Origin of the sequence: Brevundimonas sp. SPF441, from assembly GCF_009661015.1 — a bacterium.
In the GTDB taxonomy this organism is placed as follows: Bacteria; Pseudomonadota; Alphaproteobacteria; order Caulobacterales; family Caulobacteraceae; genus Brevundimonas; species Brevundimonas vesicularis.
Genome location: NZ_WJWX01000011.1, coordinates 42,890 through 66,393 on the forward strand (window position 1 = coordinate 42,890; position 23,504 = coordinate 66,393).

Here is a 23,504-nt window from a genome sequence, read left to right on the forward strand (position 1 = left end):
GGACCACTCTGGACAGGCCACCTTGGGGGTCAGCTTCGGCTGGCCCCTTTTTTTGCCCTTGTGGGCCCTGGGTTGCGCGCGACGGGGCCGGTGTGCGAAAAGGCCCGCGCTGTCAGTCCGATCCCTGCATCCCCCACCCCATGGATGCAGAGATGAAACAGAACCTTCTCGGCCGACCTTCGGCCTTCGCCATTGTCGCCTGCGCCGTATCGGCGCTCGCCTTGTCCGCCAGCGCTCACGGGCTTCGTTCTCATTCGGAGATCGAGGCGGCGGCGTTCGCGGCCGTGCGCGACGGCCCCGGGCTGGACCTCCTCACCGACCCCACGCCCACACTCGATATGCTCGCTGCGGATCCAGTGGCGCGCGCGATCCGCGCAGAGGCCGACGCCAGCCGGCTCGTCGGCCGGGCCCTGCCCCATGTGCCGACCGCTCCGGACGCCGCCGCTCCGCTCGATCCCCTGATTGCCGCCAAGGTCGCCTCGACCTTCGCCGCATTCTCGGAACCCGGCGCGACGCGGCCCGCCGCGCCGGTCCAGGCGTTCAGTTTCCAGCGCTACCTGTCTCGAGCAGCTCGCGCGCCCCGGACCCGCCGCGCTTCGTCGCGATCGTCGACGCCGGCGGCTCACGTCCAGTTCGCCATCCAGGCCGCGGCCGAGCGGTCGGGCGTATCGCACGGCTATCTGTGGCGGGCGGCCAAGCGGGAATCGTCATTTGACCCCTCGGCCAGGGCGGCGACGTCCACGGCGGCGGGCCTCTATCAGTTCATCGAAACGACCTGGTTGCTCACCGTGCGTCGCCACGGCGCATCCTATGGCCTCGGTCACCTCGCCTCTCAAATCCACCTTGACCGAAACGGCGAGCCCTTCGTGAACGACCGCGTCGTGCGCCGCCAGATCCTCGCGCTGCGCTATGACGCCCAGCTTTCCGCATATCTCGCCGGCGAGTTCACGCGCGAGAACGCGAGCGCCCTGCGCTCCTACCTGCGTCGGCCGCCGCGCGACGGCGAGCTGTATATGGCCCACTTCCTCGGCTCCGGCGGAGCTGTAAGCCTCCTGCGCGCCAACGCGCATGATCCGGCCAGATCAGCGGCGGGGCTCTTCCCTCGCGCCGCCTCCGCAAACCCGAGCCTGTTCTATGCCGGCGGCCGTCCCCGCAGCGTCGCCAGCCTCAGGATGCTCCTCATCTCCAAAGGAGAGGCCGCCTAACCGCAGTTTTCAGCGGAGTCGCAAGCTCGGACGTATGTCGTTGGATTCACGGAATGCCTCTATATTGCGTCGGGCTCCGCGCGGCGCTAATGGTGATCCGCACGGGGCTGTTCGCAGTCCTCATTTTCACATGTCCAGACACCGCCCCGGCCCTTGTTTCGGGGCGTAACTCACCGCATAGTGTGGGCGAGAGGTGCTGTTCGTGTCCGACAAAACCCACGCCAATGTTGCCGCCCGCCTTCCCCAAAGCGTCATCGCTGGGCTGAAGGCTGAACGGGAAGCCCTCGGCCTGCGATCAGTGTCGGCCGTTGTCGAGCGCCGCCTACAGCGTTGTGTCGCCAACGGTTTTGCCGCCGGCATCTCGCGCCAACCTCTGTCGGGAAGCCGCGTTGACCTCGCCTTCAAGCGGCATTTCGTCGATGCCCTCAAAGAAATCGCCAAAGACCAGCAGGCCGACCTGGGCTCGTTGATCTATTCGGCCACCGCAGATCTTCGGGCGCCTTCGCGCCTCGAAGGCGTGTCCACGCGGTCACATCTCTCCGCCGACCTGAGCGGAGCGCGCGCCGCCTAGCGGCCGCATACCCCTCGCCGGGGCCTTTCCAGGACTCAAACATACCGCCGAATTGTAACTTGGCGTTAACCCATTCGGCCGCTCATTGCCCCTGTTTCCCAATTGCTGTTGGGAAAACTTGACGCGAATCGTGGGGCGCCGTCCCATGACCGCACCACCAAGCGAGTCGGAGGGGTCCAGACAAAGAAAAACCGCCGTCCCCAGAGGGAACGGCGGGCGTGCTTCAAAAAAAGCAAGGGTCTAAATTGTGCAGAACCCTTATGCGCGCTCGCTCCCCCCATCGTCAAGACAAAAACGCCCTTTGAGGGCGACGGCGAAGCTTTGCCCGAAATCCCTCCCTGAATAAGGGAGCGACCGATGCTCACGCATCATCAGGCCAGCGCGGGTGCGCGGGGCCTACGACCAGTCACGCCTGCCCATCGGCGGGCGGAGGATTACGCGCGCCAGTGGTCCGGTTTGCCGGATGGAGCGACCAAATCCAGTCTCCTCCGCCTCCTGGAGGACGTCCCTGCCCGCGCTATGGGCCTCAAACCCCGGGAACGGGCGTTCCTGCATCACCTGGTGAAGCTTCAGCCGGCGGAGTGCTTCAAACCCTCGGCGGCCTTGGCGGGGCTCGATCTGGATGCGGCTGGGCTCGCCCTCATCTCGACCTACGCCGACGCCTATCTGATGGCGGATCTCGACGTCACTTGCCGCACCTTGGCTCGCTGGCGCGAGAAAACGAGCCGCCTGGGCTGGATCAGCTTCCGGGACAGCCCCGATCGCACCCGCTACCGGATCGGCGCGGCGGACGCGCCCGAGGAGGCCTACGGCGTCGATCTCCGGCCCCTGATCGTCCGATACCGCGAACTGGAAGCCCTTCGCGACCAGGACCGCGTCGATCGCCACGAGCTGCGCACCCTGCGACGCACCCTCAGCTGCCGTTCAACACGCATTCGCAGCCTGCTTGCCGTCCTCCTCGCCAGCGAGGAACACGGCTTCGCCCAGACTGCTTTGCGCGCCATCGAGGCGGTTCGCCGCGGCAAGGATCTCGACATGGCCCGGATGGCCGTCGCCCAGGCCGACGCAGCCGTGGGACGCCTTGAAGCCCTGCTGGACCACCAGGTCTGGAGTTCTTCAGGGGTGACAGAAGAGTCCGGCGCGCCTGACAGAAACGGCGCCCAATTACTCCCTACTCAGCCTGGAAAAATTCTAATTAGTGAATCTTCTCTAGGTAGAGGGGCTCTCCGAGAGGAGTACGCGGCCTCGACGGAGCCAACACCGGCCGAAACCGACGCCCTGGACGAGGATGGCGAGGTCTTGTGGCAGTCATCCGCTACCTACGACGATGATCCTGCTGAGGATGACCAGGATAGCGTGACCGTCATCGAAATCACACCCGTCTCAACGACCCGCCGACGTCCCCGGGTCAACGCCCCGGCCATAGGCGACATCATCATCGCCCTGCCCGATATCCTCGCCCAGAAGGACTTCCCCTTCACGCGCCATCCCATGTTCCCGACCGACGAGGCCCTTGTGGTGGCCTACGGGCAGTCCGCCGCGAGCCGTGTTGGGCTGACGAAGGAAGAGATCCGCCGCCATTCCGCCGGCGACGCCGGAGTTGCCTTCGCTGTGGCGGCGCTTTTGGCCGAGTTTACGGCGGACGTCCGCAACCGGCGGGCCTACCTGCTCGGCCTGGTCGCGCGCCTCAACGATCCTCTTGTGACCGTCAATCTCTGGGCCAGCTGGAAACGTCTCGTCCGCGTATCCACACCGGACTGACTTCACTAAGATTCAACCTCCGGACGTCACACTGGCGTCCAAGTATTCGAGGGCGTGACCATGACCTTCCCCGTCGTAGAGACCTTTGCCGACTTCGACAGCCATGCGCGGCGAGCTGCGACCGCGCAGGACGCCAGTCGGGTTCTTGGCGGGCGGCCCGTCGAGTTCGCCAGCGAATACCTCTCGGGCCCGTGGCCGACGCTTGAAGGCTTCGATCAAGACGCCGCGCGCCTCGGCGTAGCCGAATTCGCCCGCCGCGTTCCTGTCATGGGCGGTTGGGTGGTCTCAGTGTCCTTTTGGCGGCCGCGCCCTGCCCTGCCCCGCGCTATGACGCCTAAACAGGCCCTGGCCGCCCTCTCCTGCCCTCCTACCGGTCCGGAAGGGCCACCGGACGCCCGTACAGCCGCTGGCGAGACCTTTGGTCCCTCCGGTCGCCTGTATCGCTCCCTGGCGGCGCTTCGGCGCTCCAACGCCGCCGCGCTTGCCGCTGGCGTCATCCGGATCAGGCCGCTCGACGAGCGCTGGACGTTCGACATCCGTTTTACGCCGGCTCCGCCCGTCTCCAAGTCCGCTCGCCCGGGCAAGACGACCGTTCCGGCCGCATCGGCAACCCCTTCCTCGATCGTCCCGCCTATCTCGGACCTCGGCGCCAACGAGGTTCACGATCCCCTTGGCACTGACGTGGTCTTGGTTGACGATGAGGGCGACGGGATTCGCGTCAGGGCTTCTGCCTAGCCTAGACCACTCTAGACCACTCTAGACCTGTCTAGACTGGTCCGTGGCCTCCGGGGTTGTCCGTGCCATCCGTCGCCCGCCGTGTGGTCCGTGTTCTCCGTTGTTTGCCGTGCCCTCCGGGCCGTCCGTGCCCTCCGGGTTATCCGTCACCTCCGTGACTTCCGTCGCGTCCGTCGCGTCCGTCGCGTCCGTGGTGTCCGTCTTGTCCGTGGGGGCCGTGTGGTGTAGGGTCTCCGGATGCCACGGCGCGTCCGTGCTCACCGGACGCTCGGGAGGGAGCCTCATGCCGAACATCATCTTCGCCAACACCAAGGGCGGCAGTGGAAAGACCACGGCCGCTTTGACCCTGACCTCGGAGCTTCTCGCCGCAGGAGCCCACGTGGCGCTCCTGGAAGGCGATCCGAACCGTCCGCTGGCGCGCTGGGCCGAACGCCGGGGCGCGCCGGTTATCGACGGACCAAAGACTCGAGTGGGCAGCGCGGCCGACGCCGCCGTCGCGATCCGCGAAGCAGCCGGCGACAGCAAGCTGCTGGTCATCACCACGGACAATGATGACGAGGCCGTCCTTGACTGGCTTCAGGCCGCGCAGGGCTGGGGAACCTTCGTCATTGCCGATCCGGAGGGGAGCCCGAACCAATGGCTCGCCCAGGTCATCTCCCAAGCCCATCTGGTTCTTGTGCCGTTCGCGCCCACGACGTTGGACGCCAATCAGGTCGCTCGCACCATCCGGCAGATCAATCAGACGGAACGGATCTCCAGCAAAGCCATCCCGCACCGGATCGTCATCACCCGGGCGAACCCCGGCGCCGTCATGACCCGCGACGAACGGGACATCCGCAAGTCGCTCCTGGAGAACGCCTTGCCGTTGATGGACGTCTCCCTGGCCGACCGGCCTGCTTTCCGGGGCATGTTCAAACACGATGCCCTGCTGAGCGAGTTGACCCCCGACCAGGTGGGCGGTCTGCCGCAGGCGCGCAGCAATGCCGCCGCCTTCGCGGAAGAAATCATCGAAATCCTCCGCCAGCCCGCCGCACAGAAAGCCGCATGATGACCAAGTCCAGCGACGCATTCGGATTCGAGGCGATCGGCGAGGAGCGCAAGGGCCTCGATCTGTCGGATTTCACGCGCTCGCCAGGGGCGCCGATCGACAGGCCTGCGGCCGAGGCCGCCCGGGAAGTCGCCGACGCGGCCGGGTTTCAGTCGCGCGGCAAACCTGCATCGCCGCGCCGCGCGGGGCAGGGGAGGGCCAACCCTCCCGGAAAGGTCAAGATCAGCGATCTGATAGGCCGGCCCGATGTCCCCGACGAACCTCGCGCCCAGCTGAACATGATGGCCCCGGCGAGCCTTATCGTGCGGTTCAAGAAGATCGAGCACGAACGGGGCGTCAGGGCGTGGGAAGTGCTGAAGGCCGCCTTGGACGCGCTCGAAGGGCCTGAGCAGTGAGGGACCGCCTTCACCAGCTCAACGACCACGAACTGTCTGAGGTTCTGGCCGCCCTCGCGGCCTGGCAGTTTCCGGGCGGTTTCACCGACGAACAGCTTCAGGAAATCGCTACTGACGGCGGACGCTACGCCCGAATGGACACGCGCGGCCTTCAGGCCATCATCGACCGGCTCAACCGCGAGGGTGAACCGGTCCAGTCTCGGCCGGCATAACCGGCTGTCCCGGTCGGAGGTAGTGATGGACAAGCGGCGCATCGCTGCCGAACTGCACAATCTCTTTGGCGACGACCTGGACAGCCGGTTATCGGCGGCCAAGGTCGCGAACAATCTTTGCGCCCGTAGCCCTCTCGTAAATCGCGCCTCCGCGACGGAAGCCGCATTTGCGCGGATGTGGGATTACGAAGCCAGTGGGCTTGTTGAGAACTGTCCTGGCCCCCGTGGAGGCGCTGGTTGGAAGCTCACGTCCAAGGGCACGGCGCTGCTAATGACCCGCGCATCAACCCCACATGCCGGATAGCCCTAAAGTCGGTTGAGAGACCGGCCGCAGGGCCGCCGCGTTTCCACGCCCATGACGTCGCTCGTGAAGTCGCCCTGCCGGCGATAGGCGCTCGGGCGGGCGAAGGAGCCCGCCCAGAGGCCCAGACGCGCCTCACAGGCCCGCATGGCGCTGCTGCGGTAGTTTCCCACGAAGAAGGGAACGGCCAGCCCTCTGGACGTCAGCCAGTCCGCCAGATCCACGCCCCGCACCGTGCAGCGCACGACGGCCCGGTCCTCATGGTTCAGCGCCCGGGCCGGGTTCCAGTCGCGGTAGTCGCAACGCACCTGGTCGCGCCCGATGTAGGTCCGGAGCGCCTCGGCGACATGCTCTCCGCACAGGAACGCCTGGCCATTGCGCAGGCACTGTTGCCGGATCTCGGGCGCGTCCACGCCCCACAGCCGTAGCCGATCATTGCCGATCGCCAAGGTGTCGCCGTCGACGACGCGGGCCCGGCCGACATAGGTCGCGCGCCTTTCCGTAGCGGCCGCGGCGCTGGCCAGGGCGATGGAGAAGCCGACCGCGATCGTGGCGGCCCAGAAGACGACGGGGAGATTGCGCATTATCGGGTCTCGGTGATTTCAGGCAGGGCAGGGGAGCGGGCTTCAGGCGTTGGAAGGACGACGAGGGCGGTCAGCAGGACCCCCACCATCCATGTCGCGGCCGCGAACCAGACGATGCGCTTGCGGCGCTTGGACGCCGCGCTGCGCTGGCGCCCTTCAATGGCGTCGTGGATCCAGCTGAGGTAGCCCAACACGCCGGCGGAAAAAAACGACAGGCACGCCAGCGTCAGGACCGTGGAGGCGCCCAGGAGCGGGGGGACGATCACCGCTGCGCCAGAGATCAGCGCCACCCGCAACAGGAATCGGGAAAGGCGCTGAATGGCCCCTGACTGGCCCACCAGGCCCGCCCTGACCCTCGGCGGAATGATCCGCCGCCAACCCAGGTGATCGCGCCCTGAGCGGCTTCCCCAGGGCCCGGCATCGCCTTCGGCCTGCAGCTGTCTCTTTCCGAACATCAGCCGCCCCACACCGGGGGCAAAGCGACGGATCTCGGGCGCGAGGCGCGGAGTATCTCGAGCTTCGTCGGAAGCGGCATGGGTCCGCGCTCGAGGAGAACCTCGCAGATCATCTCCATGAACCTGAGCTTGCCGAACGCCAGCTGGCCGGCCGCGCCGACCGCTGTCGTCGACGGCGAGACGTCGAGGGTCGCCGCCAGTTGCCGCAGTTCGTAGATGTGCAGAAGGCTGAGCAGATCGGACACGCCCGGCTTGCCGATCGTCGCCGGCATCGCCAGCGCCGGCACAATACCGGGCTTCGCCACCCGGAAGCCCACATGAAGGGGCAGGCAGCCTCGCAGCTCACCCACGGCCGCCGGCGTCGAGAGAACCCAGATTTCCGCCAGATACGCCTTGGCGGCCGTCACCAGATGGACCAGGGCGCTCCGATCGGAGGCCGCGTTCCAGAAGAAGATCCCGCAGATCCGGCCATCCTCGATCACCGCGAGGTCTACCTTGCCCCCACACGGCAGACGCAGGTCCCGCATCGTCCTGCAGTGGGGCCGTTCATTCTCCAGCCAGACATAGGCCGCATCGATCAGATAGCCGGTCATGCGGCCACGCTCCGGTGAACCGCTTCCCGTTCCAGGTCGAACGCATCGAGCGCTTCTTGTTTCGCGCGGCCGAGGATCTCGCGGATCGAGCCATCCGCCTCGAGCAGATGCACCACCCTGTGACCCAGGGGCCCGCGCGCGATGACGCCCGCCTGCAGGAACCCCAGAACCGTAGTCCCTTCACGCCAGGCGAACACAAGACCGCCGTCCGACGCACCCAGCGCCGACGGCAAGCGCAGCAGATGTTCCGGGGTCATCCCGTGGAACGACGCCCTCCGGACAAACTCCATGATGAACGCATGGCCCAGCCGGATGGCCTTGGCGATGTCGTCTCCCGTCACGACGTGCGTCGGCTCGACGATTAGCCCCGAAAGCTTGTCATACCAGGGCTGGCAGAGCCCCAGCTCCTCATCATCGAAGATCATTGGGTTCTCCAAGTCGGTCTCTCCTGTGTGATCAGATCTGTTTCGCCCCGGCCGCGAGCCGGCCCCGGGCAGCGCTCCCCGAAAATCGAAGGGCGGGCCGCGGCGGCCGCAACGGCTTCGCCGTCCTCCGCTGCGCTGCGGTCCTGCGGATGCGTCCCCCGCTCGGAGCCCGCCCGATTGGTTTCGGGTCGCCCGGGGATCGGCCCCGCGCGCGAGGAGGCTTCCAAATGAAGGATCGCAAGAGTCCCGCCGACCGGATCACCGCCAGCATCATCGAGCAGCTGGAACAGGGCGTTCGGCCCTGGACCAAGCCGTGGGCGTCCAAGGCCGGCGGATCCGTCGCACTGCCGTTGCGCGCCAACGGCGAGCCCTATCAGGGCATCAATGTCGTCATGCTCTGGCTTCGCGGAGCCACGGAGGGCTACTCCGGCTCCCGATGGATGACCTACCGCCAGGCCGCCGCCCTCGGCGGGCAGGTCCGCGCGGGCGAGAAGTCCACCCTCGTCGTCTATTACGGCCAGTCCCAGGCCAAGGGAGAACCCGATCCGTCCGCCGGCGACGCAGACGCCCGCAGCTTCCGTTTCCTGAAGGGCTATCCCGTCTTCAACGTCGAACAGATCGACGGCCTTGACGCCGAGTTCTACCCCACACCGGTCCCCGCCCAGGAACCCGATGCGGCCGCCGAACAGGCCCGCATCGCCTCGGTCGAAGAGTTCCTCGCCGCAACCGGCGCCCAGATCAGCTGGTCCGGCGATCAGGCCTACTACGCCCCGGGCCCGGACCACATCCGCCTCCCCGAACGCCACCTGTTCCGCGACATCGAGCAGGCCTACGCCACGGCCGCGCATGAGCTGATCCACTGGACCGGCGCCAAGCACCGGCAAGACCGCACGTTCGGCTCCAAATTCGGCGATCCCGCTTACGCCCGCGAGGAGCTGGTGGCTGAGCTTGGAAGCGCCTTCCTCGGCGCCCACCTCGGCTTGCGGCCCGACCACATCGAGAACCATGCGGCCTACCTCGACCACTGGCTGAAGGTCCTGCGCACCGACAGCCGCGCCATTCTTCGCGCCGCGTCCCAGGCCCAGGCCGCAACCGATTACCTTCTGGCCATCGCTGGACGCGCGGTCGCCCCTGTCACGGAGGATCTCGCAGAGGCCGCGTGACGGCCTTTCCCTACCCTCTTCGTGTTCAAAAGGCGGCACGCCGGCGGCCCTCCGTCGGCGTGTTTCCTGTCGGCGTTTTCCGCAAGGAGAGCGTCTGCCCCATACCCGACACGACATCGATGGGCTCGACGATCTCCTCCACCAGTGTCTCTCGGCCGAACAGTTCCGCCAGGCCGCGCCAGTTGCGGCCATAGGCGACGCTCACGCGGTATCGACCTGGCCTTAACAGTATTTCGGTATGCCCATCTCCAGCGACAAAACCGGTCGCGACAGGACTTCCGTCTTCCCATCGCCGAACCCTAACGACTGCGCGGGTCTCGCCGCCGGCGCCTCGCACCACGAAGGGCTCGTGGCCCGCGGAATAGTCGTTCGGCTCGTGAAGATTGACCGTACCACTCGTCGGGAAGGCCTCCTGTGGCCCTAGCTCGACGACCGCCGGCACATCGGCCAACCCGAAGTCGATCGTGCGCCACCAATTCTTGGCGCCGAGCGCGAGAGTTGCTCCAGCCGAGAGCAGAATCGCAACGCCCGCGAGGATTTGCCTATCGATCACCCGGCGTCGCCCTTTATGACGCATCTGACGCGGGGTCGCATCGCCGAACGCCTTCCGCAAACGCTCGGCCCGGGCCTCCCGGAACCACTCTCTGTCCTCAACGCCCACTGACTTGCTCCTCTCTCACGAAGAGCCAGCCGTTCACCTGCAGGACCTCGCCGGTGTCCATGCACGTCGCCTCGAACGTCCCGTCCAGATCGGCGTCTGCAGCATGGGCGAGATCTAGATCCACACCCGTCGAGAAGAAGTCTCCGCGACAGTCATGGCCGCGCTCGGCGGCCAGCTGCGCGGGCGATCTCGGGGCGGCGCTCACAGCACCGCCCCTTCGATCGCTGCGCGCCCCTTGGAGGGAGGGGGGACAGAGGCGCGCGCGATTTGAGGTTTTCCGGCTTCGACGGGCGAGACCGGCGACGCCGGCGCGAGGGTCAGACTGACGCTATGCCCGGCGAAGAACTTCAGCAGCTCCTCGCCGCTGATGATCCGGACGTCGCCGCACTGGCGTTGCATCTGGCGCAGTCGCTCGGGCGTCCGTCCCGTATGGACGAACAGCCCTCGCGCCTTGCGCCTTTGGCAGACGGCGTCGAAGGCCCAGACGTGATCTTCCTTGATGTAGGCCTTGTAACGCTTGGCCTGGATGAGCCAGCGTTCGCCGTTCAGCGTGAACTGGCCGTCGATTCCGCCGTCCCCGGAGTAGGAGGTTCCCCGGATGATGTTGATGCCGCGCCGGGCCAACTCCGAGAGGATCATGTCCTCGAACCGGTAGGGGCACACCTTGCGCAGGTAGCCGAAGACGCGCCCCGGGTTTTCCAGCGGCGCCATCGAGCGGATGAGCTTCAGGTCGTCCCAGGAACGGCGCTCGTTGTAGGCGTGCTGTTTTTGCGCCTTCGTCTGTTTCGGTCGTTGCAAGAAACCGATGAAGATCGCGAACAGGAAAAACCCCGCCAGATAGGGCAGGGCGGGTTGCATCGCGGTCCAAAGGGCACCGGCGATGTCGATGTTTTTAGTGGCTTCGAGAGCCGCGTTTTCACTCATGTCCTGCATCCTGGGGTTGGGGATGCAGGGATCGGACTGACAGCCCGACTGTTTTGCCACGATTTTCCGGCGAAGTCTTTAACGGCGAGGGTTAAATTCGGGCGTCTCCCCGCCGAGGCGGGGGCGGGCTCTACTCGTCGCTGCGCTCCTCACCGAACCTCGCCAAGGGGCGAGTTTCGTCCCGTCCGGGTGACGATCCCTGACGCGGGATGCTGGACAGCGTTACACCCCGTGTGCAGTCTCCCCGAGACCAAAGGAGAGCACATTGGAACGACTTCCGACCCCTCTGAAGATCGTAACGGTCGCTTTGGCCGTGCCGCTTTTCGCATTCGCGATGTGCGCCATCGCCGTTTTCGCGGTGAAGCTCTTCGGCCTTATGCCCGTATCGGTGGCCGCGCTCTTGCTCTTGCTTGTCGGACCTTCGACCTACGGCTTTCTGGTACGCGCCCAGGAACGCAGAAAGCCCTTCGTGCGGTACGATACCAAGCGCTAGGACTCCGCCGTCCGTCTGGGCATTTCGCCGAGTTCGTCAACCAAACTGCGATCTGTCAACCACGGCTCGGTTTGTAAACCGGGCCACTTTCACGGTTCGTTCCGTTCCTATGTCGTGAACAGGACACCGCCTGTCCCTCGGCCCTGCTCCTCGAGACCGGAAGGTGCGGACCCCAGATCGCTAGCGGCCCGGGCCCGGTCGCCGCCAACCGCTGCGCAGTCCTCCACTCCGTTCCGGCCCTCCGGGTGCGGCTCAGACCCTACCCGCTACGCGTTCGGTCACGCACTGATCCCGGTGCTGTCTGGAGGCCCCATGTCCGACTTCGACCCCAAATCCCTCGACAACAACACCCGCCGGATGCTCGACGTCTCAACGGCTCACATCTCCCAGGAGACCTGTGACGCCGCCACCGCCAAGGCAATCAGCTGGGCGAACACCGGCCCGACCGAGTTCGGTTTCATCGTCTACGTTCACCAGGAACGCGACGACGAGACCCACAACGACCTCTGGGCCGTCATCGAGTTCGCCCGCGCTTGGGGCTTCGACTACGTCATGTTCGACCGAGACGCTCCGCACCTCCCCGAAGGCGCCGCTCTACCGGTCTTTGACTGGTGACCACGCGCGCGGCCGCTGGACACGACCGGTGGCCGCGTGTGACCATCCTGAAACGGAGCCCTTCATGACGCGCATGACCTCGCCCCTCTTTCCGATGACCTTCGCCGCCATGGCGATCGGCCTTATCGCCTCCCTCCTGATCGCCTTTACGCCGGTCATTCATTCCGGCCTTCCGCTGGCGATCGTCGCCGGCGGCCTCATGCTGGCGCTGATGACCGCCGGGATCGCCATCGACCGGCGCCGGGCTATGCCCGCCGCCGTTCTGGTCCGGACCAGGTCTTAGGCCTCGACCACGTCCGCGAACGCCCTGCAGTCGTCCAGCAGATCGCGGGCGACGGCCGCGCAGTCAACGAGCGACGGCCTACCGGCATCCTTCGCCATGTCGTCCAGTTCGTGCCTCGCATAGCGGGGACTTAGGGCCGCGACGACGGCCTGCGTCCGGTCGTTTCGCACCTTCAGCCCCGCGCCGGTCGCCGCCTTCAGACCACGCATCAGGTCATGCCTGATCTCGCGCCGGTTCTGATCGTCCGTCCAGCCGTTTGCAATCAGGGCGGCCTTCAGCGCCAGCTCGATGGCGCAGCACAGCATCTGCGCGCGCGGGGCCCACGCCTCCGGCTCAGGCCCTTCGGAGCCGGCGCGCAGGAAGCCCTGCGCATTTTCCAGAAACACCGGCACCAGGTGGGCGTCCGCCGATCGCTGCCGCATCGTCTATCGCCCCCTTACGTCCGCTGACACCCGCACCAGGTCCTCGCCCATCATCTCGAGCACGATCCGCTCCTTCTCATTGGTCGGCCGGATGATGATCCCGAAGGTGAACGGTCGCTCCACGAACGCGGCTGGGCTCAGCAGCGAACGCACGTGTTCGATCTTGTCCGGATCCATCGGCATCCACCATTCCGGCATCTCATTACCCACGCTTGTTTCGCCCTTCTCGCGCACGTTGCGATTCCAGTAACACCGCTCGGCTTATGTTCAACTCACAGTGGCGGGGGAGAGCCGCGTGTTTGTCGTGATAGCCGCTTCAGGTATCGGGATCGCCGCCTCTGGCTGGGCGGCGCTGCGCTGGCGCGCCCGCCGTGCTGCAGAAGCGCCTGTTCACGAGGAACTATGCCGCCTCATGCTCGCCGCGGCAAAGCCCGCCTTGCGGGCGTCGCCCACGGTGACGCACGGGCGCACGGTCGACGGGGCCTGGATCATCCCCGAAGGCTTCCCGCATGACTTCGTCACGGGATGGGAGGAGGTCCGCCACTATCTCGGCACCACATGCGGCGGCGAAGGCCTCGCTCGCCGCCGGAGACGACTCCGCCGGGCCTGCCGCGCAGTCCGGCGCGACCTCGACCCGGCGCAACGCGATCGCCTACGGACGATCTGCGAGACCTATGGCGGCTAGGCCGCGTCCGGCCGCTCGAATTCTCTCGCGACCTTCAGCAGCAACGCCCGGTTCGGCGCCGGCATACGCGAGAAGCTCTCCGCCAGCTCGTGGCTTCCCTTGATGGCGCCGAAGCCCGCCTGGGGGCTTGCCGCCTCTACACCGTGCACCGGGAAGACATCCCCCGGATGGAAGTCCAGGACGCCCGCGATCCGGTGCAGCATCGAGGCCGAAATCCTGTTCGCGCCTTTCTCGTATTTCTGAATCTGCTGGAAGGTCACCTTCACCGCCTTGCCCAGGGACTGCTGGTTCATCCCGGCGCGGAGCCGATACGCCTTCACCGCCAGCCCGACATGCACATCCACGGGGTCCGGACCTTCGTCTTCCACCTTGCCGCTCATCTCAATCTCCAACGGATTACCACAACCCCCACTGGCATATTCGCTCACAGGTTCACTGTCACGGGGGAGGGCGCGGATCGACGAACCCACTCCCTCCGCCCCGGCCCTTCCGCAGAGACCGCCCGGGCTTCGGACGGACGGCCCCTGCGCAAAAGGGGGGCGAACCCCCCTCCCTTAGTGGACGCTCTCGATGGCCGACAGCACCCGGTGGAACTGGTGGAACACCCGCTCGCTCGGAGGAGTGGCGGTCCAGTCCGCCCACGCCTGCAGCTTCTGTTTCCGGCTCAGCTTCTCCCAGCCTGCGGCCAGTTGCTGCGCATGATCGATCATCTGTTCGACGATGACCTGGTGACGGTTGGCGGTTTGGATCGAAACGGTTTGCATGGCGAAGCCTCCATTGAAGCCGCCCCCAACGGGCGACGATGAAGCCTTCGGGGCACGGTGGGCCCCGGCCAGTCACCGGAGCGACGGCTCTTGCCGGCGCGGAGGGGAACGGCGAAGCCGTTGACGGGCAGGGTGCCGTGACACGATGCGTAATCGACGCGCGTGGGGCCTGTGGCCGCGACTAGCGGCCACTCGATCCGGGTAGAGAGCGCAGCGAACGGACCGGGAACCGGCGGGGCCGCGTCCTCGCCGTTCAGGGGCGGATGCCCATCACCGATCTCTGGGCCAGCCACTCATTGACCAGCACAGACCCCGTCGGACGCCCTTCGTACAGGGCATAGGCTCATGGTGACGACGATGGATCGCTGTCCTCTTCGACGGCTTCGTCGCTTCGAATGCCTTTGCTGAAGGCCGAGGCGGGGAGGGGGTGGGCGTCTGGCTCTGGGCCCGTCCCCGGGCGTCTTGGGGGCGTCGGAGTTGGGCGCGTTCGGGGGCGCGTCATTGTGGAAGCATCGGGACGTTGATGGACCAAGGGCGGCCTGTCCAACAGACTTCAGCGCGTTTTCCGCTCACCTGAAGGATGGGTTCCCCCGGCTGGGCGGGTAGCCGCAATGGATCACTCTTAACCTACGACGGGTCGGGTTCTTACCGAAGGCAACCCCGCTGCGCGGGGCGAGCCTGGCGGACCCTCACGGCGCTGCGCGCCTCGGCCTTCCGCGCTGCGCTTGTGCAGGCCGGTTTCCACCAGTCTCGGCCTTCGGACGTCCCCTTATCCCCGTCGCTGACGGTCTCGTGATCGCGGCAGTGCCCGCGAGCCGGTCGGGAAATCCCGGCCGGTGAGAAAAAGGAAAACGACGATGCTGAACCAAGTTGAACTGATCGGCCGCCTGGGCAACGACCCGGAGTTCCGCACCCTGAACAGCGGCGACCGCGTGTGCAACATCCGGCTGGCCACGACCGAGACCTGGAAGAACGATGCCGGCGAGCGCAAGGAGCGCACCACCTGGCACACCGTCGAGGTCTTTGGCAAAGGCAAGGTCAACGCGATCGAGAAGTGCCTGCGCAAGGGTTCGCTGGTCCACATCATCGGCCAGCTGCGCTACGACGAGTACGAGAAGGACGGCGTCAAGCAGGTCCGCGCCAAGATCAACCTGAGCGGCCCGAAGCACCAGGTCCTCTTCCTGGACAAGAAGCCGACCGAACAAGCCGAAGACGAGCCCGGCTCGCAAGGCTGATCCGCCAGCAGCGGCCCCCCGGGAAACCGGGGGGCCTTTTGGTTTGCGAAACCACAGCAGCCTGGAGGCTCACATGTTCGATAGCATCCAAAGCACCCCACCCTGGGACGAGGTCCAGCCCCGGCCGGACCATCCGGGACCCTTCGCGGTGATGCACCGGCCCCACGGCCGGCTCAACATCGAGACCCGCTTCTACGGTCCGTTCGACAGCTTCGACGAGGCCTATGACGCGATGGACTCGATCCCCGCTCTCGGGTTCGCCGTCGAGCTGCCGGGCGTGAAGTGGATCGTGCCGCTGGAGCGTCTGCCGTGAGCAGCCGGCGGCCCGAGGGGGACACTGGTCCCTGGTTCAGAAACACGTATGAGTGCCCGTGCGGCACGGAATGGAGCGACGAATGGTCATGCGCCTGCGACGACGACTGTCCCGACTGCGGGACCACCTGTTCACCTTCGGACAGCGAGGAGGCCGACTGATCGGCCGCGGGCTGGCCTTGGCGTCCGGCGTCTTCCGTCCGGACCATCCCAAGGTCACCGAGGAGCGCCTGAAACTCGGCGCCAACGGTTGCCAGACGGCGGCTCTCACGCTGGCCGTGGCGGTGTTCGTCACGCCCCAGCTGAACGCGGCCTTCGTGGTCACGCCAGCGTGGATCATCTCAAGCGGCATCGGCGTTATGTTGCTGATCGTGGCGGCCCATGCTCTTTTGGGCTATATTCCCAATCCACAGACGCCCCAGAAGGAGGATCGTCCATGATTGAAGTTGGTCTCTTCGGTGTCGGCCTCGCCGCTGGCGCGGTCATCGCCTGGTTCGTGAAGCCGCTTGTTGCTGGCTTTGTCGCCGGTCTTCAGGCCTCGGCCACGCAGCCGACCATCCCGGCCGAGTAGATTTCTCGCACCGCCATTCGAGGCCCCGCCGTTCCCCGGCGGGGCCTTTTTCGTTTTATCCGCTCAGCGCTGGCTCTCGCCGCCTGCGAAAGCCGTCCGCGCGAAGCGCGGTCGCTTTCTGTGCGCTCGGCCTAGCTGGACGCGGTCCTTGCCGTCTAAGGTCGCTCTATGCCCGCTCGCGGGCATAGAGCGGTCGTCTCACTTCCCCCCGACGTCGACCGCTCCAGAGATCCTGACGGCGTTCTCCTGCTTTCCGCCGTTGGGGTCTCTGTAAGGGGAGGGGGCGCGCGGTTCTGTCCCATCCTACCGTGAGGGCTCCGCCGGTTATCCCGTCAACGGCTAAAGCCGTTCCCCTCGCGCCGCCGAAGGCGGCGCTTCGGTGACGGGCCGGCACCTCACGTTCGGATTGCTCCATCACCGCCCAGCCCGGGCGGTCTTCACTGGAGGATCCCATGACTGCCGTTTCCATCGAAACCATTCAGCCAGACCCCGCCGTCATCTTCGATGACGCGACCGCTGCGCTCGATGAGAATTTCGACGATCATACCGATTTCACAGGGGACGATGACGACATCGACGACGTCCCCGCGCAGCGGGGTCGCTCGCGGGAGCCTTCGTACATCGATCTCCGCGATGCCGCCGTGTTGCGCATGGCGCCCGATCTCCCGGCCGACCAGGCCGGATTGGACACTGTGGCGCGCGAAGCGTTCGAGGCCTTCCACGCGGCCGTCGTCATAGGCGACGAGGCCGCCATGATGGCCGCCAGCATTCGCTACGATGCGGTTGTCTGGAAACTGAACGGCGGCGCCTTCTTCGCCTGCGAGGCAGGCAACGAGGCGGTTTCACCCCGCCTGCGGGCACGCCTTGCCGCCGCGCCGGGTGCTGTCCCCCTGTGGGGCCAGTCCGGAGAGTTCCTGGTCGATCATGCCGGCATCAGGGCGATCGTCATCGCCCGGGGCGGTCCTTCGTCCCTGCAGGTCGAATTCCGCGCCGTGTCCGCCACCGGTCCATTCATCTCCAACACGGGTTATCGGTCCCTGTGCGGCTGCCGGCCGATTTACGAGACGACCATGGATGAGGCCGCCCGAATCTGGATCAGCCAGATCCTGACCGAGAAGAAGGGCCGGGAGTTCATCGGCCCCCAATACCGTGATCGCGACTTCCTCGCGGCTTTCCCCTGGGCCGAGGCCGGCGAAGCGGCCTCTCCGGCCCAATACCAGGAGCCGACCGGGCAGTTCGCCTTCGGCTTCTAGCCCGGGCGGGTCGCGGGGGGCGCGACCCGCTTCGTCGTCCCCTTGTCCAGCTGCAGCCCTGTTGCGATCTGAGGGGGCCATACATCGCGAGCCCCTTCATGTCCCCGACCCATACCCTCACCGCAGACGACTACGGCGTGCTGGCCAACGCGGATGCGGCGGCCGACGGCCGCTGTCGCATCAGCCCTTCGGCCAGCCCTGAAGGGCGCGAGGCCACCAAGGCGGCCCTGCGCCACCTCCATCGCCTAGCCGATGAGGGTTATCTTGCGGAGATCCCCGTGCCGCATCGTCCGGACTACCCGGACTTCGCCCTGACCGAGACGGGACGGACGGCGCTGGCCGCTCGCACGGCAGGTTCCGCAGCAGACTGATCGGATTCGGCATCTGTCGGCCCGGCCCATCGTTCGTGGGCGCCCACACTCGGCGGCAAGGGACGCTTCGCTCTGAAGCCCTTGCCGCCTTCGTGAGCCCACTACCGCCAGGCTCCGGCCGCCAGCGACGCGGCTTCAAAAGGAGCCTCCCATGTCTGCAGCACAGGCTACCCTGCCCGGGTTGTTCGCCACCTCGGCGCAAAGCGCCCTTGTGGCCTCGATGTCCCCTGACGAGGCCATTGGCTTCGTCGCCTGTTCCATCATGTCGGTCGCCCAGGCCTGCGGTTGCGATCCTGTCGCCAACACCGTCGATCGCAAGCTGCAGAACGACATTCGCTTCCGCTCGGCCATGAGCCAGGCCGTAGGCCTGTCGCTCGCCCTCGATGATCGGGCCCGGAAGCTGGCCAGCGACCGTTGCGCCTTCCTCACCAAGCATCTGCGCGATCGCGGCGCCGGCGGCATTGCGGGCAAACTTGCCCGCGCCGCCTATCTTCTCGGCCGCGCAGCGCAGGCGGTCGAAGAGACGGCCGACATGACCGAGGCCCTCGCGCTACTGGATGAGGCGATCGTGCTTCATGCGATCATCCACCAGCAAGATGTCGCCGTCGCCCGCGCCCGCCACCAGCTCGGCATCCTCAACCGGGCGCAGCCCGGTCGTCGCCTTCACTAGGCGGGCGCTGTTCCGCATCCTGCGGACCGGCGCTAGTCGCGCGGGTCTGTCTTGTCTCAGGTTGCGCCATGTCCAATCTGAGACTTGAGACGGAGTCACCCATGATCGGCTATGCCCGCGCGCTTCGCCGCGGCCCCGCTCTTATCGCCCAGCGCGAGCGGCTGGTCGCCGCCGGCGTCCGCGAGGTCCATGAGGACCTTCGCGGCGGGGCCACGGTCCTTCGGCCAGCGCTGGACCGCGCGATAGCGGCGCTTTCGCCCGGCGGCGTTCTCTACGTCACCGCACTGGACCGCTTCGGGCGGGACCATCGGCAGATCTTCGATCTGGCCGTCAGGCTGCAGGAAACGAGCCTGCACCTGGTCGCGCTCGATGACGGTATCGACACCCGGCATGACGGCGGGGCGTTCTTCCGTTTCGCCGCCATGATGCTCGCCCACGAGGCCCGGGCTGCAGAGGATCGCCGCGCAGAGCGCGAGATCCTCGACGCTCCGCGTCCGCCCGGTCCCAAGCACGCAATCACCGACGCGGCATGGGCAGAGGTGTCACCCTTGCTCGCGACGGGAACCATCACCGTCGAACAAGCCGCCGATCGGCTCGGCGTTGGCCGGGCCACCGTCTACCGTCGCCTTGGCCGGAATGAGAACGGGACGTGAACAAACGCTTGCGTTCGCGCTGTCGAGTCCTCTAGACCGTCCGCTGGCAGGGGCGCTTAGGCCAGCGACGTCAGGACCGTGGGACGCAAGAACCCAGACCGCTACACCCGTGAGGACTGGCGCGCTGTCTGCGGCACAGTCGACTCGATGCGGACCAAACGCTGGCGGGTCACCGTCGTGTGCAACCGCTGCCACCTCAACATGGGCGTCGATCTTCGCGTCATGGCCTTCCTCCTCGGCGGGGAGGGCGTCCTGTGGAACCGACACCCGCACTGCCGGCGGGTCGGTTGCGAGGGCCGGGTGACCTTCTGGGCCCAACCGCCCGAGGTCTACACCGCCTTTCCTCTCCGGGCTGAATGGCCCGTTCGCGAATAGCGAAACCGCTCATTCCAGCATCGCACGGGTCCAGGCGCGGCCGCCGCGATCAATCACGCCCAAAGAGGTCGGGGACATCGTCCCCGCAACGGCTCCGCCGTCCTCCACTTCGTTGCGGCCCTCCGGGTGCAGGTCCTCCTTACCCCCGACAGGCAAGGGGCGTGATCGCGGCAAGCCCGCGGGCCAGCTGGATCCCCCGGCTGGAAGCTGGAGACCTTCATGAATCTCGCTGACTTGCACGACCAGGCCGCCTTGGCCTCCGTCTCGTCTGATCTCCTCGATAAGGCTGCATCCGCCGGCGTTGAAGCCATGGCCTCCGTCCTGGCTGACGCCATGAGCTGGACGTCCGGCGATTTCCTGCCCTGCCAAAGCGCGGCCCTCGAGGACGGCGCGCGCGTGATCGCCGGCGCGCTCGCGCGCATGGCGATCGAGAACGGCCTGCTTCCCGAGGAACCCTCGGCCGTCGCCGACCCCGTCCCGGTCGATCCGGCTGTCTTGTTCAACTGCTGCACTGACGGCGCCGAGCCGCACTGGCGAGAGTTCACTGTGCTGCAGATCGGCGGCTGTCGCATGGACCCCGACGACGACGGTGTCGTCGACGGCGGCCAGGACCGCGCCAGCACCGAATTCTACACCGTGTACGGCATCAACGCTGACGGTGAAGCGCTCGCCATCACCGACCTTCCCAATGCCGACCTCGACCAGGCCAAGGCTGTCGCGGACACCCTTTCGGGCCTGTCCGGTCTGTCTGTCGAGCTGCATTGCGCCCTGACCCAGGAGATCACCCAATGAGCCTCATCACCTTCCTCGATCGCATCGCCGGCATGAAGACCGGCGAAGAGCTTGACGGCCATATGTCCGGCGCCGACGCCGTGGACACGCTGTCCTATCTCATCATCGAGGCCCGGGCGCTGCGCGCCTCGGCCTCCGCCGCCGAGCTCAGCGCCGACGGTCTCACGGTGCTTCGCACCCTGCGCGACCTCGTCGATGAAGCCCTGTTGACGCACATCTACCAGGACGAGAGCGAGATCCCGGCGGACTGTGGCTACGTCCTCGCCCGGGATGAGGCAGACGCGATCCTGGACCTTCACCCATCCGGGTGACGGCGACGGCCGCGCCTTACGGCGGGCGGTTCGCTCCGCTCGCCGCATCGGCCTGCCTACCGTGAAGTCAGGGGGCGTTCCCGGGCTTGGCGACCAGCTGGCCTTCGGCCTCGCGGTCGCTTGCGCCTGGTCACGTCCGACAGGTGCTGCCGGCGACGGCCTCGCTGCGCGCGTCGCTCCCTATGGGTCGCGACGACGGCCTGCCGGACAGAGAGAGGGGCGGCGGGGTCGGCCGATCCTGATGCAAGGGCACCGCCGGTTATCCCGTCAACGGCTTCGCCGTTCCCCTCTGACCGGCCGGACGGCCGAGTCCTCGGTGACGGGCCGGCACCTCGCAACGGATAGGGCGCGCCCCGCCCATTCCGGGCGGCTCACCGAGGAGAACCCGATGACCCACGCCACACTGTGCGAGCTTATGCGCCAGCACGAATTGGACTTCACCGCTCCGGCCGACTGCGCTCCTGCTGCGCGCCCGCTAGCGCGGCCGCGGCTGCTGATCCTCGCCTGTTCCTCGTCCAAGGCTGAAGGCGAAGACCTCTCGGCGCGGGACCGCTACACCGGGCCGCTCTGGCAAACCCTCAAAGCTACCGACCCCGACGGGTCCCTGGCGCACGTCGCGTTCCTTTCCGCCCGCTACGGCTTCGGGCACTCCCGGGATCCTCTGCCCCACTACAACACCCTGCTCACGGCCAAGACCGCCGACGCGATGATCCAGCGCGGGCTGGCGGGGTACTATCCCAACTATGACCTCACGTTCCGCACCCAGGGCGCGCGCGATCGGCACCTTGCCTGCCGCGAGCGGCTGCGGACCGCCGGCGGCGTCATCGCTCGTCTCGTCCGCGAAGCGGGTTGCGCCTTTGAGGACGTCGCCATCTGCGGCGGCAAGGAGTACGTCCGGGTCGGGCAGTCCTATGTCGCTGAGATGACCGATCACGGGTTCATCGCGGCCAGCGCGCCCGTGACCGTCATCAACGACCAGATCGGCTACATGCGCGCCAAACTCCGGCGCTGGCTGTGTGAGCCCTGAGAACGGCCGCTGCGGGGCGTGGGGCCGCGCTGGGGGCGCGACGCGGTCAACGAGGCTTTCCCGGCCATGCCGCCCGCAGCGTGGGCTCCAGGTGCGGCTTAGGGGGCAGGGCGGCGGGCACTGGCTATCGTCGGTCAAACAGGACAACGGAGCGCTTCTCGGTCGCTCCCGTGGTTTCCGGCCTGCGGGTTCCGCGATCAATCACGCCCAAGAGGGGCGGGGTCGCCGGTCGCTCAACGGCTACGCCGTCCTCCACTCCGTTCCGGCCCTTCGGGTGCGCTTCCGGCTCAAACCCCGCCTGGCAAGGGGCGTGATCGCGGGACACCCGCGAGCCAGCCGGATCACCTGGCTGGGAGCTGGAGAAACAAGATGCCCCCTCCCGATATGTCAATCATCGCACAACAGCTGCAGATGCAGCGCGCCTCCATCATCGCCGCATTCCAGAGCCTGTCGGGCACCGAGCGCATGGCGCAGGCCAACAGCTACGCCGCAGCCGAGGCCGCTGGCGAGGCGGTCTTCCACCCCTTCCACCTGTGCTTCGACGGCGCGCGGGGCCCGGTCCAATGACCGGCGCTTCGCTGCGTCCCGTCAAATGGCACTTTGACGATTCCCCGATCTGGGACGGCTTCGCCCACGGCACAACCTGGAACGGTTGGGCCGACATCAGCATCACGCCCGCCGTTCAGACCGAAGTCGCCATCTGGCTCGACGGCGAGTCCGACAGCGTCGACGAATGGCGCGCGCTGCAGCCCGGTCCGGATGGCCTGGTTGACCTTTCCGGCGGCCACACCCCGAACATCGACGAGGACGCCACCGCGTGCGCCGCGTTGGGGCGTGCCCTTGAGCTGTTGACCGGTCTGGTCGCCTCGCTCTCCGCCCGGTTCGTCGAGCGTCTGAAGGAGACGCTGACGACCGAACAGTGGGCCGAAATGCTCCGGCGCAATGCCGAGGCGTGGGACAGCCCATTCGACACCTGTGCGTCGCACGATTTCTGCGACTCGAACATGGTCATGGCGGCGGCCTTCCTCGACGTCGTCGGTCACGAGCCGAGCGGGTCCTACGAGACCCACTACGATCCCGCCAAGGGCTACCATGTCGCGGACGACCCGGCCGAAGAGGCCCGGGCCGACGCGAACATGTGGTTCTGGAATGAGGCCTGGTGCATCGCCAAGGGCGATCACCTGATGGACATCCAGCTGGCCGATCGGCTTGAGGCCGAGGCTCACGCCGCCTGGAAGATCCTGCCCTGGTGACATTCGTCTCCGGCCTGTTGCGCCGGCGACGGCCGCGCCGTGCGGCGGGCGGTTCGCTCCGCTCGCCGCCTCGGCCTGCCTACAGATAGACCGGGGGCGCTCCCGGGCTTGGCGACCAGCTGGCCTTCGGCCTCGCGGTCGCTTGCGCCTGGTCACGTCTGACGGGTGCGGCGGGCGACGGCCTCGCTGCGCGCGTCGCTCCCTATGGGTCGCGACGACGGCCTGCCCGCACCGGAAAGTTTACTGCGCACGTCGTTTTCGCATCGTGTCACGGGAGCCCGGAAGTCAACGGCTGCGCCGTTCCCCTCCGCCGGCGGCCAAGAGGCCGCCGCTCCGGTGACTGCCGAGCGCCACCCGTGTCCCGAAGCTCCATCGCCGATCGCTGG

General features: G+C 66.9%; 38 protein-coding genes. 27 read left to right on the plus strand and 11 right to left on the minus strand.

Annotation, left to right across the window (positions count from 1 at the left end):
- The first annotated feature begins 152 nt into the window (after positions 1 to 152).
- The 8 genes from GGC30_RS08305 to GGC30_RS08340 all read left to right on the plus strand — a co-directional run bounded on the left by GGC30_RS08305 (position 153) and on the right by GGC30_RS08340 (position 6,231).
- Positions 153 to 1,205, plus strand: coding sequence for a transglycosylase SLT domain-containing protein (locus tag GGC30_RS08305; protein ID WP_194943557.1), 1,053 nt, complete (start codon positions 153 to 155; stop codon positions 1,203 to 1,205).
- Positions 1,206 to 1,407: 202 nt separating this feature from the next.
- Positions 1,408 to 1,776 carry a hypothetical protein gene (locus GGC30_RS08310; RefSeq protein ID WP_153923430.1) on the plus strand — a complete coding sequence of 123 codons (369 nt, stop codon included), beginning with the start codon at positions 1,408 to 1,410 and terminating at the stop codon, positions 1,774 to 1,776.
- Positions 1,777 to 2,133: 357 nt separating this feature from the next.
- Entirely contained in the window at positions 2,134 to 3,537 is a 1,404-nt protein-coding gene (locus tag GGC30_RS08315; protein ID WP_153923431.1) for a helix-turn-helix domain-containing protein, read from the plus strand.
- A gap of 60 nt (positions 3,538 to 3,597) precedes the next feature.
- Positions 3,598 to 4,272 (plus strand): hypothetical protein, encoded by a 675-nt coding sequence (locus GGC30_RS08320; RefSeq protein WP_153923432.1) that lies wholly within the window; start codon positions 3,598 to 3,600, stop codon positions 4,270 to 4,272.
- Positions 4,273 to 4,555: 283 nt separating this feature from the next.
- Positions 4,556 to 5,320, plus strand: a complete 765-nt coding sequence (locus GGC30_RS08325) for a division plane positioning ATPase MipZ (protein ID WP_153923433.1) — start codon at positions 4,556 to 4,558, stop codon at positions 5,318 to 5,320.
- On the plus strand, positions 5,317 to 5,715 hold the full coding sequence (locus GGC30_RS08330; RefSeq protein ID WP_153923434.1) for a hypothetical protein: 399 nt from the start codon (positions 5,317 to 5,319) through the stop codon (positions 5,713 to 5,715). Before GGC30_RS08325 ends, GGC30_RS08330 begins: the two co-directional genes overlap by 4 nt.
- Positions 5,712 to 5,927: a hypothetical protein gene (locus GGC30_RS08335; RefSeq protein ID WP_153923435.1), complete on the plus strand. Its 216-nt coding sequence runs from the start codon at positions 5,712 to 5,714 to the stop codon at positions 5,925 to 5,927. Before GGC30_RS08330 ends, GGC30_RS08335 begins: the two co-directional genes overlap by 4 nt.
- Before the next feature lie 25 nt (positions 5,928 to 5,952).
- Entirely contained in the window at positions 5,953 to 6,231 is a 279-nt protein-coding gene (locus GGC30_RS08340) for a hypothetical protein (RefSeq protein ID WP_153923436.1), read from the plus strand.
- Positions 6,232 to 6,233: 2 nt separating this feature from the next.
- Here the strand turns inward: GGC30_RS08340 and GGC30_RS08345 are convergent, their stop codons facing one another.
- From GGC30_RS08345 to GGC30_RS08360, 4 genes are read right to left on the minus strand one after another with little or no spacing between them, the layout of a single operon-like run.
- A complete protein-coding gene (locus tag GGC30_RS08345) occupies positions 6,234 to 6,812 on the minus strand; it encodes a thermonuclease family protein (protein ID WP_153923437.1) in 579 nt (192 codons plus the stop codon).
- Positions 6,812 to 7,267: a hypothetical protein gene (locus GGC30_RS08350; RefSeq protein WP_194943558.1), complete on the minus strand. Its 456-nt coding sequence runs from the start codon at positions 7,265 to 7,267 to the stop codon at positions 6,812 to 6,814. The genes GGC30_RS08345 and GGC30_RS08350 overlap by 1 nt, the downstream gene beginning before the upstream one ends.
- On the minus strand, positions 7,267 to 7,860 hold the full coding sequence (locus tag GGC30_RS08355; protein WP_153923439.1) for a hypothetical protein: 594 nt from the start codon (positions 7,858 to 7,860) through the stop codon (positions 7,267 to 7,269). Before GGC30_RS08355 ends, GGC30_RS08350 begins: the two co-directional genes overlap by 1 nt.
- On the minus strand, positions 7,857 to 8,285 hold the full coding sequence (locus tag GGC30_RS08360; protein WP_153923440.1) for a hypothetical protein: 429 nt from the start codon (positions 8,283 to 8,285) through the stop codon (positions 7,857 to 7,859). Before GGC30_RS08360 ends, GGC30_RS08355 begins: the two co-directional genes overlap by 4 nt.
- A gap of 227 nt (positions 8,286 to 8,512) precedes the next feature.
- Here GGC30_RS08360 and GGC30_RS08365 point away from each other — a divergent pair, with 227 nt between their 5' ends.
- A complete protein-coding gene (locus GGC30_RS08365) occupies positions 8,513 to 9,448 on the plus strand; it encodes an ArdC family protein (RefSeq protein ID WP_153923441.1) in 936 nt (311 codons plus the stop codon).
- Between the two features lie 25 nt (positions 9,449 to 9,473).
- Here the strand turns inward: GGC30_RS08365 and GGC30_RS08370 are convergent, their stop codons facing one another.
- Genes GGC30_RS08370 through GGC30_RS08380 form a run of 3 tightly spaced genes read right to left on the minus strand, consistent with a single transcriptional unit; the run spans position 9,474 to position 11,042 of the window.
- Entirely contained in the window at positions 9,474 to 10,109 is a 636-nt protein-coding gene (locus GGC30_RS08370) for a hypothetical protein (RefSeq protein ID WP_153923442.1), read from the minus strand.
- Positions 10,099 to 10,314 carry a hypothetical protein gene (locus tag GGC30_RS08375; protein ID WP_153923443.1) on the minus strand — a complete coding sequence of 72 codons (216 nt, stop codon included), beginning with the start codon at positions 10,312 to 10,314 and terminating at the stop codon, positions 10,099 to 10,101. The genes GGC30_RS08370 and GGC30_RS08375 overlap by 11 nt, the downstream gene beginning before the upstream one ends.
- Positions 10,311 to 11,042, minus strand: coding sequence for a restriction endonuclease (locus GGC30_RS08380; protein WP_153923444.1), 732 nt, complete (start codon positions 11,040 to 11,042; stop codon positions 10,311 to 10,313). Before GGC30_RS08380 ends, GGC30_RS08375 begins: the two co-directional genes overlap by 4 nt.
- Before the next feature lie 256 nt (positions 11,043 to 11,298).
- Here GGC30_RS08380 and GGC30_RS08385 point away from each other — a divergent pair, with 256 nt between their 5' ends.
- The 3 genes from GGC30_RS08385 (at position 11,299) to GGC30_RS08395 (ending at position 12,424) form a co-directional block, all read left to right on the plus strand.
- Entirely contained in the window at positions 11,299 to 11,526 is a 228-nt protein-coding gene (locus GGC30_RS08385; protein WP_153923445.1) for a hypothetical protein, read from the plus strand.
- Positions 11,527 to 11,838: 312 nt separating this feature from the next.
- Complete coding sequence (locus GGC30_RS08390; RefSeq protein ID WP_153923446.1) at positions 11,839 to 12,141, plus strand: hypothetical protein; 303 nt, start codon at positions 11,839 to 11,841, stop codon at positions 12,139 to 12,141.
- Between the two features lie 64 nt (positions 12,142 to 12,205).
- The gene (locus GGC30_RS08395; protein WP_153923447.1) at positions 12,206 to 12,424 is read left to right on the plus strand and encodes a hypothetical protein; all 219 of its coding nucleotides are present in this window, start codon (positions 12,206 to 12,208) and stop codon (positions 12,422 to 12,424) included.
- Here the strand turns inward: GGC30_RS08395 and GGC30_RS08400 are convergent.
- Both GGC30_RS08400 and GGC30_RS08405 read right to left on the minus strand, forming a co-directional pair.
- Complete coding sequence (locus tag GGC30_RS08400) at positions 12,421 to 12,846, minus strand: hypothetical protein (RefSeq protein WP_153923448.1); 426 nt, start codon at positions 12,844 to 12,846, stop codon at positions 12,421 to 12,423. The genes GGC30_RS08395 and GGC30_RS08400 overlap by 4 nt on opposite strands.
- A 3-nt stretch (positions 12,847 to 12,849) precedes the next feature.
- Entirely contained in the window at positions 12,850 to 13,080 is a 231-nt protein-coding gene (locus GGC30_RS08405) for a hypothetical protein (RefSeq protein ID WP_153923449.1), read from the minus strand.
- A gap of 61 nt (positions 13,081 to 13,141) precedes the next feature.
- On the opposite strand from GGC30_RS08405, the gene GGC30_RS08410 reads away from it, so the two are divergent.
- Positions 13,142 to 13,531, plus strand: coding sequence for a hypothetical protein (locus GGC30_RS08410; RefSeq protein ID WP_153923450.1), 390 nt, complete (start codon positions 13,142 to 13,144; stop codon positions 13,529 to 13,531).
- On the opposite strand, the gene GGC30_RS08415 is transcribed toward GGC30_RS08410, so the two are convergent.
- Positions 13,528 to 13,911 carry a helix-turn-helix transcriptional regulator gene (locus tag GGC30_RS08415; protein ID WP_153923451.1) on the minus strand — a complete coding sequence of 128 codons (384 nt, stop codon included), beginning with the start codon at positions 13,909 to 13,911 and terminating at the stop codon, positions 13,528 to 13,530. The two genes, GGC30_RS08410 and GGC30_RS08415, sit on opposite strands and share 4 nt — an antisense overlap.
- Before the next feature lie 174 nt (positions 13,912 to 14,085).
- Positions 14,086 to 14,295, minus strand: coding sequence for a hypothetical protein (locus tag GGC30_RS08420; RefSeq protein ID WP_153923452.1), 210 nt, complete (start codon positions 14,293 to 14,295; stop codon positions 14,086 to 14,088).
- A gap of 857 nt (positions 14,296 to 15,152) precedes the next feature.
- On the opposite strand from GGC30_RS08420, the gene GGC30_RS08425 reads away from it, so the two are divergent.
- From GGC30_RS08425 to GGC30_RS08485, 14 genes are all read left to right on the plus strand, one after another.
- Positions 15,153 to 15,530: a single-stranded DNA-binding protein gene (locus tag GGC30_RS08425; protein ID WP_153923453.1), complete on the plus strand. Its 378-nt coding sequence runs from the start codon at positions 15,153 to 15,155 to the stop codon at positions 15,528 to 15,530.
- Positions 15,531 to 15,603: 73 nt separating this feature from the next.
- Positions 15,604 to 15,843 (plus strand): hypothetical protein, encoded by a 240-nt coding sequence (locus GGC30_RS08430; RefSeq protein ID WP_153923454.1) that lies wholly within the window; start codon positions 15,604 to 15,606, stop codon positions 15,841 to 15,843.
- 82 nt (positions 15,844 to 15,925) lie between these two features.
- Positions 15,926 to 16,282 carry a hypothetical protein gene (locus tag GGC30_RS08435; protein WP_153923455.1) on the plus strand — a complete coding sequence of 119 codons (357 nt, stop codon included), beginning with the start codon at positions 15,926 to 15,928 and terminating at the stop codon, positions 16,280 to 16,282.
- A complete protein-coding gene (locus GGC30_RS16625; protein WP_255488867.1) occupies positions 16,279 to 16,413 on the plus strand; it encodes a hypothetical protein in 135 nt (44 codons plus the stop codon). The genes GGC30_RS08435 and GGC30_RS16625 overlap by 4 nt, the downstream gene beginning before the upstream one ends.
- Before the next feature lie 452 nt (positions 16,414 to 16,865).
- Positions 16,866 to 17,666, plus strand: coding sequence for a hypothetical protein (locus GGC30_RS08440; RefSeq protein ID WP_153923456.1), 801 nt, complete (start codon positions 16,866 to 16,868; stop codon positions 17,664 to 17,666).
- 98 nt (positions 17,667 to 17,764) lie between these two features.
- On the plus strand, positions 17,765 to 18,037 hold the full coding sequence (locus GGC30_RS08445; protein WP_153923457.1) for a hypothetical protein: 273 nt from the start codon (positions 17,765 to 17,767) through the stop codon (positions 18,035 to 18,037).
- 181 nt (positions 18,038 to 18,218) lie between these two features.
- Positions 18,219 to 18,707 carry a hypothetical protein gene (locus GGC30_RS08450; RefSeq protein WP_194943559.1) on the plus strand — a complete coding sequence of 163 codons (489 nt, stop codon included), beginning with the start codon at positions 18,219 to 18,221 and terminating at the stop codon, positions 18,705 to 18,707.
- 101 nt (positions 18,708 to 18,808) lie between these two features.
- Positions 18,809 to 19,360 carry a recombinase family protein gene (locus GGC30_RS08455; RefSeq protein ID WP_194943560.1) on the plus strand — a complete coding sequence of 184 codons (552 nt, stop codon included), beginning with the start codon at positions 18,809 to 18,811 and terminating at the stop codon, positions 19,358 to 19,360.
- Positions 19,361 to 19,438: 78 nt separating this feature from the next.
- Positions 19,439 to 19,735 carry a hypothetical protein gene (locus GGC30_RS08460; RefSeq protein WP_153923460.1) on the plus strand — a complete coding sequence of 99 codons (297 nt, stop codon included), beginning with the start codon at positions 19,439 to 19,441 and terminating at the stop codon, positions 19,733 to 19,735.
- Positions 19,736 to 19,954: 219 nt separating this feature from the next.
- Positions 19,955 to 20,527 carry a hypothetical protein gene (locus tag GGC30_RS08465; RefSeq protein ID WP_153923461.1) on the plus strand — a complete coding sequence of 191 codons (573 nt, stop codon included), beginning with the start codon at positions 19,955 to 19,957 and terminating at the stop codon, positions 20,525 to 20,527.
- Positions 20,524 to 20,838: a hypothetical protein gene (locus GGC30_RS08470; protein WP_153923462.1), complete on the plus strand. Its 315-nt coding sequence runs from the start codon at positions 20,524 to 20,526 to the stop codon at positions 20,836 to 20,838. Before GGC30_RS08465 ends, GGC30_RS08470 begins: the two co-directional genes overlap by 4 nt.
- A gap of 388 nt (positions 20,839 to 21,226) precedes the next feature.
- Positions 21,227 to 21,865 carry a hypothetical protein gene (locus GGC30_RS16270; protein WP_194943561.1) on the plus strand — a complete coding sequence of 213 codons (639 nt, stop codon included), beginning with the start codon at positions 21,227 to 21,229 and terminating at the stop codon, positions 21,863 to 21,865.
- A 369-nt stretch (positions 21,866 to 22,234) separates the two neighbouring features.
- Positions 22,235 to 22,432, plus strand: a complete 198-nt coding sequence (locus GGC30_RS08480; RefSeq protein ID WP_153923463.1) for a hypothetical protein — start codon at positions 22,235 to 22,237, stop codon at positions 22,430 to 22,432.
- A complete protein-coding gene (locus GGC30_RS08485) occupies positions 22,429 to 23,118 on the plus strand; it encodes a hypothetical protein (protein WP_153923464.1) in 690 nt (229 codons plus the stop codon). The genes GGC30_RS08480 and GGC30_RS08485 overlap by 4 nt, the downstream gene beginning before the upstream one ends.
- The last annotated feature ends 386 nt before the right edge of the window (positions 23,119 to 23,504 follow it).